The 13,152-nt window shown below is 36.7% G+C and carries 9 protein-coding genes and 1 riboswitch; of the genes, 3 read left to right on the top strand and 6 right to left on the bottom strand.

The window, feature by feature from the left end:
- From IKV95_RS02800 to metE, 5 genes are all read right to left on the bottom strand, one after another.
- A complete protein-coding gene (locus tag IKV95_RS02800; protein WP_069125327.1) occupies positions 1–1,143 on the bottom strand; it encodes an AI-2E family transporter in 1,143 nt (380 codons plus the stop codon).
- Between the two features lie 143 nt (positions 1,144–1,286).
- Positions 1,287–3,152 (bottom strand): bifunctional homocysteine S-methyltransferase/methylenetetrahydrofolate reductase, encoded by a 1,866-nt coding sequence (locus IKV95_RS02795; RefSeq protein ID WP_106786331.1) that lies wholly within the window; start codon positions 3,150–3,152, stop codon positions 1,287–1,289.
- A gap of 12 nt (positions 3,153–3,164) precedes the next feature.
- Positions 3,165–4,310: a trans-sulfuration enzyme family protein gene (locus IKV95_RS02790; RefSeq protein ID WP_069119164.1), complete on the bottom strand. Its 1,146-nt coding sequence runs from the start codon at positions 4,308–4,310 to the stop codon at positions 3,165–3,167.
- Positions 4,307–5,410, bottom strand: coding sequence for an aminotransferase class I/II-fold pyridoxal phosphate-dependent enzyme (locus tag IKV95_RS02785; protein ID WP_287451392.1), 1,104 nt, complete (start codon positions 5,408–5,410; stop codon positions 4,307–4,309). Before IKV95_RS02785 ends, IKV95_RS02790 begins: the two co-directional genes overlap by 4 nt.
- A gap of 20 nt (positions 5,411–5,430) precedes the next feature.
- A complete protein-coding gene (metE, locus tag IKV95_RS02780; protein ID WP_069119167.1) occupies positions 5,431–7,716 on the bottom strand; it encodes a 5-methyltetrahydropteroyltriglutamate--homocysteine S-methyltransferase in 2,286 nt (761 codons plus the stop codon).
- Between the two features lie 129 nt (positions 7,717–7,845).
- A riboswitch (SAM riboswitch) is annotated at positions 7,846–7,955 on the bottom strand.
- Between the two features lie 253 nt (positions 7,956–8,208).
- Between metE and IKV95_RS02775 the strand changes: the two genes are divergently transcribed.
- The 3 genes from IKV95_RS02775 (at position 8,209) to trhA (ending at position 11,235) form a co-directional block, all read left to right on the top strand.
- Positions 8,209–9,270 (top strand): PTS sugar transporter subunit IIC, encoded by a 1,062-nt coding sequence (locus IKV95_RS02775; RefSeq protein WP_373453435.1) that lies wholly within the window; start codon positions 8,209–8,211, stop codon positions 9,268–9,270.
- A 103-nt stretch (positions 9,271–9,373) separates the two neighbouring features.
- Positions 9,374–10,552: a class I SAM-dependent rRNA methyltransferase gene (locus tag IKV95_RS02770; RefSeq protein ID WP_036027416.1), complete on the top strand. Its 1,179-nt coding sequence runs from the start codon at positions 9,374–9,376 to the stop codon at positions 10,550–10,552.
- Between the two features lie 26 nt (positions 10,553–10,578).
- Positions 10,579–11,235 carry a PAQR family membrane homeostasis protein TrhA gene (gene trhA / locus IKV95_RS02765; protein WP_029091776.1) on the top strand — a complete coding sequence of 219 codons (657 nt, stop codon included), beginning with the start codon at positions 10,579–10,581 and terminating at the stop codon, positions 11,233–11,235.
- A 126-nt stretch (positions 11,236–11,361) separates the two neighbouring features.
- Here trhA and IKV95_RS02760 read toward each other — a convergent pair whose 3' ends face one another.
- A complete protein-coding gene (locus tag IKV95_RS02760) occupies positions 11,362–12,630 on the bottom strand; it encodes a M20/M25/M40 family metallo-hydrolase (RefSeq protein WP_069125330.1) in 1,269 nt (422 codons plus the stop codon).
- Positions 12,631–13,152 lie beyond the last annotated feature (522 nt).

Here is a 13,152-nt window from a genome sequence, read left to right as displayed (position 1 = left end):
TTATTTCATCGTGTCGCCATTGTATAAATCAGTTTCGATATGTAGTAGGCGATAAATGTATTTTACTAAAACTTTTAAAACAGAGTAACCTGGAATCGCAAGTAATATCCCAACTACACCGAGCAAATGTCCGGCAATTAAGATAGAAAAGAGAATTGTAAGTGGGTGAGCATCTAGTGAGCGTCCCATAATTTGAGGTGTTACAAATTTACCTTCAAGGAACTGCACACAACTCCAAACAATAATCAGTTTAATCAGCATTGCGGGTGAAGTAATTAAAGCTAAAATTAAAGCTGGTGAAATCGCAATGATTGGTCCGAGGTAAGGCACGATACTGGTTGCACCTGCTAAGACCGCTAATGTGAGACTGTTAGGCATTCCGATAATTAAATACCCAATATAAAATAATATTGCCAGCACTAAAGCAACAAACAATTGTCCACGTACATAATGGCTCACTTTGTCATTCATATCGCGTAACATTTGAGACAACATTGGACGCCATTTTACTGGAAAAGGTTTGATAAGAGCGGGTAACAATTTTTTATCCGCATCTTTCAACATATAGAACAGCACCAATGGAATTGTAACAATTGTTAAAACAACTGTGGATAAGGCACTAAAGAAAGAAGATGAGCCAGCAAAGAAGTTCTTCGTCCATTCTAAGCCGTTGTTAGAAACTAAATTTCCAAGATTATTTGTTGCTGCATCAATCTGTTCTTTATAGCGTGAAAGAACGCCAGTGCTTGAAAGCTCATTAAGTTTATCTTCTAATACTTTAATATAGCCAGGTATATCATCAATTAATTCTAGAATTTGTTCTTTTACAACGGGAACAATCCAAAAGCCTAACAAAACAACAATTCCAATCATTAATAGAAAAATAATGGTTGTTGCTAACCAGCGTTTTACTTTATGGTGTGATAAAAACTTAACGACTGGATTTAATACATAGTATATCGCACCGGCTATGAGGACTGGAAAGAACACAGTTTGTATCACTACTGCAAGTGGATGGAAAATAAATGATATTTTTGTTAAACCAATGATGTTAAGAATTAGAAGCAATGAAACAATTAAACCGATGACATAACGATTGTTTAAAAAGGCTTCTTTGAATGATGTTTTTTGCGTTTGTTTCATGTTGTCTCCCCCTTAGTTGTTAATCAATTTATGTAGAGTGAATATAATTAAAAATAGGTGTTCTTACCCTTAATTATTCCCTTACTTTGTTTACTATAAACGAAAACAAGACGCCATTCAATATAGAATGGCGTGTTAAGTAATTATTTTAAGATGGGTGCCGTTTTTTTTGCATAATGCAACAATTCCAGACTTATTTCATAGCGTTGGAAGGGTGTGATAATATAAATGCCATTAAATCTTTCTAAAATAGCATCAATAATTTCTTTTGAAATTTCCAAACCAACTTCTAAACTACGATTATCAACATCAGCTTGTTTCATACGGTCTCTGACCTCATCCGACAAGCGAATACCTGGGACTTCGTTATGAAGAAATTCTGCATTACGACTAGATAGAAGTGGCATAACGCCAATGAAAAAGGGTGTTGTAATGTTGTGTTCATTTAGCATATCGGCTAATTGATGGACTGTTTCAACATCATAAACAGGTTGAGTAATGAAATAATCTGCGCCATAATCAATTTTACGTTGGATGATTTTATAAGCTTGTTGTAATTTTTTTATATTAGGATTAAAAGCCGCCGCCACATTAAAATTGCCTTTTTCACCCAACGATTTACCAGAATAGGATAAACCATCATTATAGCGCTTGATAAGTTGTACCAATTCAACACTACGTAAATCAAAGACAGACGAAGCACCGGGGAAATCCCCAACTTTTGTAGGGTCACCTGTAATTGCTAATAAATCATGGATGCCAAGTTTATGCAGCCCCATAACGTGAGCATGTAATCCAACTAAGTTATGATCACGGGTAGTAATGTGTATTAAAGGACTGTGGTTGTATCGTTCTTTAATTAAAGCCGCTAATGCTAAATTGCTAATACGTGGGGAAGCTAACGAATTATCCGAAATAGTAACAGCATCAGTTCCTTGATTATAAAGAGCTTGTACGCCTTTAAAAAAAGTCTCAGTATTAAGGGTACGCGGAGGATCAAGTTCGACTAAAACAGTTGTTTCTGTCAGGACTTTATCAACCAAACGTTTTCCTCTGAATTTTTTTGGTTTGGTAAAAACGACTTCATCAGGCAATGGAATGACTACTTTTGTATCAACTGGTGTTGTAGACTCAAGGCCTTTACGCAGGTTAGCAATGTGAGCAGGTGTAGTGCCACAACAGCCACCAATTAAATGGGCACCTTGTAAGCGAAAGCGTTCGGCATATTTTTTGAAATAGCTCGGCTCAGTTTGGTAAATGATTTCACCATCTTCGACAGTGGGTAAACTAGCATTCGGATAAACTGCGAGTGAGGCATTAGTGAGTAAAGGAACACCTTCTAAAGCTTTAATCATATGATAAGGACCTAATTGACAGTTAACACCAACAACGTCAGCTCCTAAATCAGCCAATTCTTGTAGGGCAATATCAAGACGAGTCCCATCCTGTAAAATCCCGACCTCATGAATAGATACATTAGCGATGATGGGAATATCAGTCACTTCACGTGCGATTTTTAATACCGTTTTTAACTCTTCAAGATCATAGTATGTTTCAAGTAATAACCCATCTACACCTTCAAGTAATAAAAGATAAAGTTGTTCCCTGAAAACTTTTTGAATATCATCGAGTGATGTTGAACGTAAGTGGACAGGTACATATTCGGCATTAATGCCCCCGATATTTCCAAGTAAGAAACCACGCCCGTGTATTTTAATGGCTTCTTTAGCGAGGCGAACGCCTGCTTGATTAATTGCTACAATGTCTTTTTCCAGACCATAACGAGCTAACTTTAAAGTATTTGCGCCATAGGTATTTGTTTGAATAACATCAGCTCCAGCTCGCAAGTATGCTAAATGATAGTCACGAATTTGGTCAGGCTGTGATAAGTTGAGAGCATCAATAGAGGGGCCATGACCATGTGTGTGATCATGTTGTTTTAATAAAGTACCGATTGCACCATCAGCAATTAAAACATTATTTTTTAGTGAATCGCGTAAATTTGTCATGGTTTAAGCTCCTTAAAGATAGGATAAGGCATTATCTAGATCAGCAATTAAGTCTTCAACGTTTTCGAGGCCGACTGATAAACGTAATAAGCCGTCAGTAATACCGCGTTCTTCACGATCTGTAGTGGACATCGCTGCATGTGACATCGTTCTTGGATAAGAGAGAATGCTTTCCACACCACCCAGGCTGACTGAAAATACAGGGAGTCGCAAGTGGCGATGGAGTATCTTCACTTGTTCCTCTCCGCCAATATCAAATGAGACGATTGCACCGCCATTTTTCGATTGCGTTAAATGAATGTGAGAGAGCGGGTGTGTTGCTAGGCCCGGATAATACACATGAGTTACTTTTTTATGAGAGATGAGATAATTTGCTATTTTTTCAGCAGAAGCGGTTTCAACATCAAGACGTGCACCCAGTGTTTTGATACCTCTTAATAAGAGCCAAGAATCGGCAGGACTTAACACTGCACCAAATGAATTTTGGACATTATAAACTTGTTCGCCAAGTTTTGCTTCATTAGTAACAACTAATCCAGCTAATAAATCGCTATGCCCGCCTAAAAACTTAGTTGCGCTATGTACAACTAAATCAGCGCCCAATAATAAGGGTTGTTGTAAATAGGGTGTCATAAAAGTATTATCAACAAAAACCTTCACTTTATGTTGATGCGCTAATTCTGCTGCTGCAGAGATATCAGTCACTGAAAGTGTTGGATTTGAAGGCGTTTCGAGATAGAGAACTTTTGTATGTGGTGTAAAAGCGGCAACAACAGCATCCAAGTCTTGAGGATCAACAAAAGTAGCAGTGATCCCGTAACGTGGTAAATGTTGTGTTACAAAACGGAACGTTCCACCATAAACATCTTGAGCAATGACAAGATGGTCACCATGAGATAGCGTTAATAAAGCTGCTGAAATAGCCGCCATACCTGATGAAAAAGCAAAGCCACGAGTGCCGTGTTCAAGTTCAGCGATTGCAGTCTCTAATAATTCGCGTGTAGGGTTACCAGAACGGCTGTAATCAAATTTGCCAAATTCAGAAACACTTGTTTGATGATAGGTACTTGTATGGTGAACCGGAGCGACGATAGCACCTGTAGTTGGATCAATTTGTGTTGTTGCTTGAATTAATTGTGTTTGGATTGAATCTGTCATAACAATTCCTCACTTTCAAGTGCTTGCTTTAAATCAGCAATTAAGTCAGCGCTATCCTCGATACCCACAGATAAGCGTAAAAGATGTTCATCAATCCCACAAATTGCTAAATCTTCAGCAGACATATCCACATGTGTTTGCGTTAATGGATAGGTAATAAGACTTTCCACACTCCCAAGACTTTCTGCAAAACTAAAAACAGTTAAGGATGAAAGCAATGGCCCAACTTTTGAGGCATCTTTAATTGCAAAACTAAGCATGCCCCCTTGGCCAGGATAGTAGACTTGTTCGATGCTAGGGTGAGTACTTAGATAGTTGAATAAAGCCTGAGCATTTTCTTGATGTTTTGCCATTCTTAAAGCTAATGTTTTGAGTCCACGGATGAGTAAAAAACAATCAAAAGGTGCCAGTGTAGCACCTGTTGTATTGAGGTTAGCGCCTAGTGTTTTCGCTAAGGCATCGTCATTACAAATGACAGCCCCCGCTAGGACATCGTTATGCCCGGATAAATATTTAGTTGCGCTATGAACAACGATATCTGCCCCAAGTTGAAGCGGTTGTTGTAATAGTGGTGTATAAAATGTGTTATCGACACAAACTAAGATATCATGTTTATGCGCAATTTTAGCAATCGTTGCGATGTCTAATTCCAACATTAAAGGGTTGGTGGGTGTTTCAATCCAAATTGCTTTCGTTTCAGGAGTAATCAATGCAGATATATCACTGTTCAAATCATCCCAAAAGCTAAAGGTTATACCTTGTTGAGCTGTTAATAAATCAAAATAGCGTAAACTACCACCATAAGAGTGATGTGAAGTGATGATATGATCGCCTGTTTTAAACAATGACATAACGAGTTGAATAGCTGCCATGCCAGAACTAGTAGCGACGGCAAATGAGCCGCCCTCCAGTTTAGCTAAAGCTTCCTCAACAACAGAACGTGTGGGGTTCGCAGTCCTTGTATAATCAAAGCCCGTTGATTCTCCTAATGCAGGATGGGCATATGTTGAAGATAAGTAAATCGGTGTTGTAATTGCACCTGTTTTTTCGTCATTTCTGTTACCAATCTGAGCTAAAAAAGTGTCGATGTGATGTCCCATTGATATCGCCTCCGTGAGTATTAGTTATAGGCTTTTCTAATTTCTTTTGTAACATCGACCATTGTTTTTAACGCATCGATTGTTTCAGATTCATGACGTGTTTTAAGACCACAGTCAGGGTTAATCCAGAATTGTTCAGGTGGAAACACTTGCAATGCACGAGAGATATTTTGTTTGATTTCTTCCGCAGTAGGAACCCGAGGGCTATGAATATCATAAACACCTAACCCGATTTCTTTGTCATAAGTGTGGACTTCAAATGCTTCGATGATATCACCATGACTTCGTGATGTTTCAATTGAAATAACATCTGCATCTAGGGCTGAGATAGTATCAATGATGTCGTCAAATTCGGCGTAACACATATGTGTATGAATCTGTGTTTCGTTTTTAACACCAGCAGTAGTTAATTTAAAAGCATAAACAGAAGCATCTAAATACTTTTTCCATCGTTCTTCTTTCAAAGGTAACCCTTCTCTTAAAGCAGGCTCATCGATTTGGATGATACCAATACCAGCTTTTTCTAATGCGAGTACTTCTTTACGTAATGCTAAACCAATTTGGTTGGCAACTTTATCTACCGTGATGTCATCACGAACAAAAGACCAGTTTAAAATTGTGATAGGAGCTGTTAACATTCCTTTGACTGGTTTCTCAGTTAGGGATTGTGCATAAACGGTTTCTTCAACAGTCATTTCTTTTTCGAAGGCAATGTCACCAAAGATGAGTGGTGGACGCACTGCGCGAGAACCATATGATTGTACCCAACCAAATGTACTTGCTTGGAAGCCGCTTAATTGTTGACCAAAGTATTCAACCATGTCAGTACGTTCAAATTCACCATGAACTAAAACATCTAAATCAAGACCTTCTTGAATATCAATCCAACGTTCAGTTTCTTCTTTAATGAATGAACGGTAGTCAGCTTCTGTGAGATTACCTTTTTTCCAAGCCGCACGTTTTTGACGGACAACAGCTGATTGCGGGAAACTACCAATTGAAGTTGTAGGTAATAGTGGCAAATTAAGTGCTTCATGTTGTAATAAAATTCTTTCAGCGTAAGGAAGCGCACGATTAACTTCTTCACCTTGGATGCTAGTTAATTCAGCTTCAACCGTTTGGTTATTTCTAAAGTCAGCTTTTTGTAACGCTGTGTATTTTTCAAAACTATCATCCAATTCTGTTTGAATAGATGATACACCATCACGAACAGCCTTTGTTAATAGAACAATTTCATGTAATTTTTCATCAGCAAAAGCTAAGCCGTTTACTAATGTTTTTTCGAAGGTGGTTTCATGTGCGACTGTAATTGGTACATGTAATAGTGATGATGAAGGTTGAATAATAAGTCGTTCAGCAGGAACGTTTGCTTGAATTAAAGTCAGTAAGGCTAATTTATCTTTAAGATTAGAACGCCATACATTACGTCCATCAATAATTCCAGCAGCTAATATCTTATCTTCTGGGAAACCAAATTGTAAAAGTGAACGTAAGTTATCACCGTGATCTGCCACAAAATCAATCCCAAAACCGTCTGCTGGTAATTCTAATATCGCTTCGTAATGATCTAAGCGTTCGAAATATGTTTGTAAAATCAATTGAATTGATGGGGCAGCCTCTTTGAAAGCAGCGATAGATTTTTTGTAATAGTTCAATTCTTTTTTATCTGTAAGAAGCACTAAATAAGGCTCGTCTAATTGAACTGTTTGAACACCAGCAGCTTCTAATTCAGCGAAAATCTGTACATAGACAGGAATAAGAGCAGTAAGCAGTGTTTCAAATTGATCTTCTTCATAACCTTTTGCAAGTTTTAAGTATGAAATGGGGCCAAGTATAACGGGTTTAGTTTCTAAACCTAACTCATTTTTTGCTTCGTTATAATAAAATAAGGGGCGATTAAAAGTTAATTGAGGTCTTGCATTGTCTAATTCAGGTACGATGTAATGATAATTTGTATTGAACCATTTAGTCATTTCAGAAGCCACGGCATCTTTGTTACCACGGGCAATTGCAAAGTAAGTTTCTAATGGAACTTCACCATCTGTATATTTGAAACGTTCAGGAACAATTCCCAATGTCACTGAAGTATCTAAAACATGATCATATAGTGAAAAATCTCCCGATGGAATTTTATCAATACCTGCATCCGCCTGTTTTTGTAAACTTGCTAAACGCAATTCTTTAGTTGTTGCAAGTAACTCTTCTTTCGATGAACCATCATTCCAATAGCTTTCTAACGCGCGCTTCCATTCTCTTTTTTCTCCTAAACGTGGGTATCCTAAACTTGAACTTTTGACTGTCATAATGATCAATTCCTCTCCAATTTATAATGATAACCTCACTTCAATTAACAAACCCCGTCCCAAAAGAAAAGCCTCTCTATAAAAAACTATAGAGAGGCGAATCGTAGCTGCAATAAATGATGTGCTCGATTTCTCTCATTTTTCAAGGAAAAAAGATTCCTTGCAGGATTTAGCACCTTTTCATCGAAATGAAAGGTTGCCGGGTGTCATAGGGCCAGTCCCTCAACCACTCGTAATAAGAGTTGTATATGAATTTGTGAATGTTATTGATACTGATATTACACTTGTTATTTTCAGAAGTCAACAAGAATTTAGAATATTCTAAATGTTACCAATATTAAAAATAGATTAGTAATAAGGCAATCATAAAAAAGTGATATCAATGTAAGTGTTTCCAATTGTAAAAAGGTCTATATTACTAATGCAAATAGGAGTATACTAAAAAGCATATTATCGGAATTGTCAGATAATTCATTTAAAGGGAGAGTGTTTTTTATGAAAACAGAAACAATGAAAGAAGAAAATATGCGTTTTATCGATTATGTTTATCGTGTATCGGCGGGAGTAGCTAACGCTGTTTTAGTAATGTTAGGAATTGGTTTATTAATTGAAACGATAGGTGGTTTTCTTAATTGGCCAGCTTTTATTGGTATCGGAACAATCGCTAAGTCACTATTAGCACCAGCATTTGGTGTGGCAATCGCTTATCAACTTAAGGGAAATACATTAGTGGTATTTAGTTCAATGATTGCAGCAACAGTAGGTGGTGCTGCCGTACATTTTGTGGAAGGTGCCAATGCTGCAACAGGTGGAGTAGGTTTGGTCTTCGTCTCAGGGCAACCAATATCAGCAGTTTTAGCAGGGATAATTGCAACGTTAGTGGGTTTATGGTTAACAGGTAAAACGATTTTAGATATGGTATTTATTCCTTTTGTTGCAGTTGTTGTGGGGGGCGTAGCCGGATTAGGTCTAGCAGCAGTAACTACACCACTTTTAGTCGATTTAAGTGGTTTTATGGCACAATCAATTACTGTGTCTCCACTATTTGGTTCAAGTGTTATAGCGTTAGTCTGGAGTATTTTGTTAATGACGCCAGCATCTTCAGCAGCACTGGCAATTGCATTACAATTAGACCCAGTATCATCAGCTGCTGCATTGATAGGTTGTACAGCACAATTTGTTGGATTTACGGTAATGTCTTTCCGACAAAATGATTTAGGTGGTAATCTTGCACAAGGATTAATTACTCCAAAAGTACAATTTCCAAATCTTATCAAACATCCACAACTAGTAGCTGGTCCATTTTTGGCCTCTATTATTTGTGCACCTATAGCGACAACCGTCTTTCATTTTAAGACGAGCTATGAGTTAGCGGGTCTGGGTTTAAACTCATTGATTGCTCCAATAGCTATTTGGGGGAAACAAGGTAATAATGATTTCTTTGTCTATCTATTAATGGGGATTGTACTTCCAGCTATTATTACATTTATTGTTCATCAAGTGATGTTGAAATTGAAGTGGGTTAACCGTAAAGATCTTAAGATGGAGGTCATGTAATAAAGGTGTTTAGTCCTTTTCATTTTTGTTAACTTGCTAGTGTTCTATGTGTATTTAGGGTATGATAGCTATAAGTCAATAAAAAAAAGGACGGAATGCGTTAATGTATGAAATTAAGAAATGGGCAGTGAGTAATATTAACAGTGGAACACCATTGTTAACGAAAGAAATGTTCTATAACAAAGTACCTAAAGAAGAAGGTGCTGTTGTAGAATTAATGGATGAAAAAAAACATTATGTCGCAACTGCGCTTGTAGGTAAGCAAAATAAAGGTATCGGTTGGGTTATATCTAATAAACAGAACCAAGTATTCGATTATGCTTTTATTTTAGGCAAAGTTAGAGCAGCAGTAGATAAAAGAGAAATGTTATTCAAATCTGAAGAAACGACAGCTTTCCGTGTCTTTAATGGTATTAGTGATGGCATTGGTGGTTTAACAATTGATTGGTACGATGGCTTTGCTTTATTTAGTTGGTATAGTGAAGGACTCTTTCTACATTCAGATACAATTTATTCTGCGTTTGAAAAAGTTATTTCATATAAAGGTATCTACGCTAAACGACGTTTTGGTGAAAATGGTCAATTCGTTGATGATGATAATTTTGTCAAAGGTGAGATAGCTCCTGAACCACTAATTATAAAAGAGAGCAATATTAACTTTGCGACGTATTTAAATGATGGTGCTATGACGGGTATTTTCCTTGACCAACGTGATGTACGACGTTATATTATGGAAGAATTATCTGCTGGCAAGCGCGTTCTTAATACGTTCTCATATACTGGTGCTTTCTCTGTTGCAGCTGCAATGGGTGGTGCTATACATACAACAAGTGTTGATGTTGCTAACAGAAGTCGTGCTAAAACAGCTGAACAATTTGAAGTTAATAATCTTAACCCTCAGGATCACACAATCATGGTTGAAGATGTTTTCCACTACTTTAAATACGCAACTCGTAAAGAACTGGAATTTGATTTGGTTATTTTAGATCCGCCAAGTTTCGCAAAAACAAAAAAAGTAACGTTTAGTGCAACTAAAGATTATGGTACTTTGCTAGAACAGGCAATCAATATTACAGCAGTTAATGGGTATGTTGTTGCTTCAACTAATCACAGTGGAATTACGATGTCTGATTTCAACAAAACAATCAAAAATTCGTTTGCCAAACAGGGTCGTAAGTATCATGTAGAAACAACTTTTGAGCAACCAGTGGATTTTGCTTCTATTAAAGGTTATCCAGAAAGTGCTTATTTAAAAGTAGTTATTCTTAAAGTATTATCTTAGAGGAATAGAAAGAGGGTGGGTTGACTATGACGACAACGACACAAACAGCAAAAAAAGTATCATCTTACAATCTGGCAGAAGAAATTGCAAATGCTATTACACATGGTATAGGTTTCTTATTGAGTATTCCAGCATTAGTGTTTTTAATATTAATTGCTGTTTCTAAAGGTGGAGCCATGCATGTTGTAAGTTTTACAATCTATGGTGTTTCACTAATGGTTTTGTACTTTTGTTCAACAATGTTGCATAGCCTACCACCTTCTAAAGTGAGGTATTTCTTTAATATTTTAGATCATGCTGCTATTTACCTCTTGATTGCCGGATCTTATACGCCATATGCGTTAATAAGTCTAGGTGGTGCATTAGGGTGGTCATTATTTGGAGTTATCTGGGGAATGGCTATTTTAGGTATAGTATATAAAATTTTCTTCTTAGAAAAATTTCGTATACTTTCGACAGTTATATATATCATAATGGGTTGGGGTATTGTTTTTGCGATGAAACCACTCTACGAAGCAATAACAGGCGACGGTATTATATTGCTAATTATTGGCGGGCTAGCTTTTACGGTAGGAGCTGTGATTTACAGTTTTCCAAAAATAAAATTTGGTCATGCAATTTGGCATTTATTTGTATTAGCAGGAACGGGTTTTATATACTTTAGCGTATTGTTATACGTGTAACTGAAAAGAATCTATTGAACTGACCACAGAAAGTTAGCAGTAACAGCTAACTTCTGGAGGTCATTTTTTATATGAAAATAAAAAGTAGCGCCTCATTAAAGGTTTGCTACTTTTTTATTTGAACGTTTATAGTCTCTTTTTTAATAGTGGTTGAGTTAAACCGGTAACTCCTAATAATGCTAGAACAGTTATAAAGGCACGTTGTGTACCAAGATGTGAATCGGTCGGATCGAAATGTTCAGTAAGAGAATGCTGATTATAAGCTTTTCCACCACCACCAATCGCAATAGCGGGTATACCTAAGCTTAGGGGAACATTTATATCAGTGCTTGCAGGTTCAGATAGTAAGGGATCAAGACCTAAGGCTCTCGCAACTTCCTCAGCGACTATGACTGGCTCAGAAGAAATTGATTGTTTCCCTGCAGGTCGGTCACCTTTTAGTTCAGCAGAAAAAGTAATAGCTGCATCATTTTTTGAAGATACTGCCCATCTATTGTTTTCATCATCAATCGCAGTTTGGACGCATGCATTAATGTTAAGTTCTATCTTTTTTAATTCATTAGGGTCTGTTGAGCGCATATCTACGTATATCATTGCTTTTTCTGCAATGGCTGTAGGTATTGTACCACCATTAATTACACCAACATTGAATGTTGTTTTCGGGTCTGATGGGGTTACCATGTCGGCAATGTATGTTACAGCTCTAGCTGCAGCATGAACAGCGCTAGGTTTACCGAAGTCGCTGTAGCTATGCCCCCCCATGCCATTAAAAGTATAAATGTAGCGTAAACTGCCGGTTGCTTGATAGATAATTTCGTTAGGCACATCGATATCAATAGAAATAAAGGCGTCAATAGAGTCGTGTTTTTTAAAGAAATGTTTAGCACCTCGTAAATCACCAGGACCTTCTTCACCGACTGTTGCACCAATTATAAGAGAACTCTCCAATTTGATATCAAATTGTGTAAGTGTTTTTGTTAATGCTATTACTACAGCTAAGCCTCTAGCATCATCATAAATGCCAGGGCCATAATACATGCCGTCTTTGAAAGTAACAGTGACATCAGTTTCGTTATCAAAAACACTATCCAAGTGCGCACTTAAAAACAGTGTAGGGGTATCTGCGTTATCTGTTTTATTAAAATAAGCATAAGTGTTCCCTTCGGTGTCGATTGTTAAATCTTCTAATCCACTGTCATTTAAGAGTTTAATGAATAATTCACGACGCTTTTCTTCATTAAAAGGCGGGCTAGCAGTTTCGGCTAATTTTATCTGTGTTGCAATTGTTTGTTCGCTTTCTAAAAAAATCTGATGTAAGGCTTCTTTCACTCTGTCATCAGATAATATTTTTTGGATGTTTTGTTGAAAATCCGATGTTTTCGCTTCATTTTCCATTGTATGACCCCATTTCCTTTTATACTTCTATATTATACAGTAATTTATTTTTTTTGCTAAAAGCATATAATGTATTCATAAATGAGTATATCGTCTGTTATTAAGCGATAAAACCAAGCGGGAAACTTGATGATAGAATGTTTTGTTCGCAAAATACTAAATAAGTGATTTTATAATTAATAGGCCATGTAAATGAAATGTTTTTAGTCGTTGACATGTATCGGTAAACGTAGTATATTTATAAAGTTCTCAACAAGGGAAAGTAAATACAACTGTTGTTGATAGAGCATTAATTGATAGCTAACAGATATAAAAACTTCTTAAATAACTTTAAAAAAGTTATTGACGAAATAAAATAGCTGTGCTATACTAAAGTAGTTGTCAGCGAGAGTTTGACGGCGATTGACCTTTGAAAACTGAATGAACGAAAAGACATATTATATGCTTAAACTCTTCGGAGTTTAACCAATTAATTTCGTAACGCAAACAAGTAACAAATTTTTAGCTAGCGAACTAGTTAAG

The organism is Brochothrix sp. (assembly GCF_017549435.1).
Taxonomy (GTDB): domain Bacteria; phylum Bacillota; class Bacilli; order Lactobacillales; family Listeriaceae; genus Brochothrix; species Brochothrix thermosphacta.
The sequence above is the reverse complement of the archived record's forward strand: the minus strand, read 5'-3'. Positions and strand labels throughout refer to the sequence as shown.

What these genes read in the sequence shown, in the direction of transcription:
- IKV95_RS02800 (WP_069125327.1), bottom strand. Translation starts at nt 1,143, where the DNA reads ATGAAACAAACGCAAAAAACATCATTCAAAGAAGCCTTTTTAAACAAT.
- IKV95_RS02795 (WP_106786331.1), bottom strand. Translation starts at nt 3,152, where the DNA reads ATGACAAATTTACGCGATTCACTAAAAAATAATGTTTTAATTGCTGAT.
- IKV95_RS02790 (WP_069119164.1), bottom strand. Translation starts at nt 4,310, where the DNA reads ATGACAGATTCAATCCAAACACAATTAATTCAAGCAACAACACAAATT.
- IKV95_RS02785 (WP_287451392.1), bottom strand. Translation starts at nt 5,410, where the DNA reads ATGGGACATCACATCGACACTTTTTTAGCTCAGATTGGTAACAGAAAT.
- IKV95_RS02775 (WP_373453435.1), top strand. Translation starts at nt 8,209, where the DNA reads ATGAAAACAGAAACAATGAAAGAAGAAAATATGCGTTTTATCGATTAT.
- IKV95_RS02770 (WP_036027416.1), top strand. Translation starts at nt 9,374, where the DNA reads ATGTATGAAATTAAGAAATGGGCAGTGAGTAATATTAACAGTGGAACA.
- trhA (WP_029091776.1), top strand. Translation starts at nt 10,579, where the DNA reads ATGACGACAACGACACAAACAGCAAAAAAAGTATCATCTTACAATCTG.
- IKV95_RS02760 (WP_069125330.1), bottom strand. Translation starts at nt 12,630, where the DNA reads ATGGAAAATGAAGCGAAAACATCGGATTTTCAACAAAACATCCAAAAA.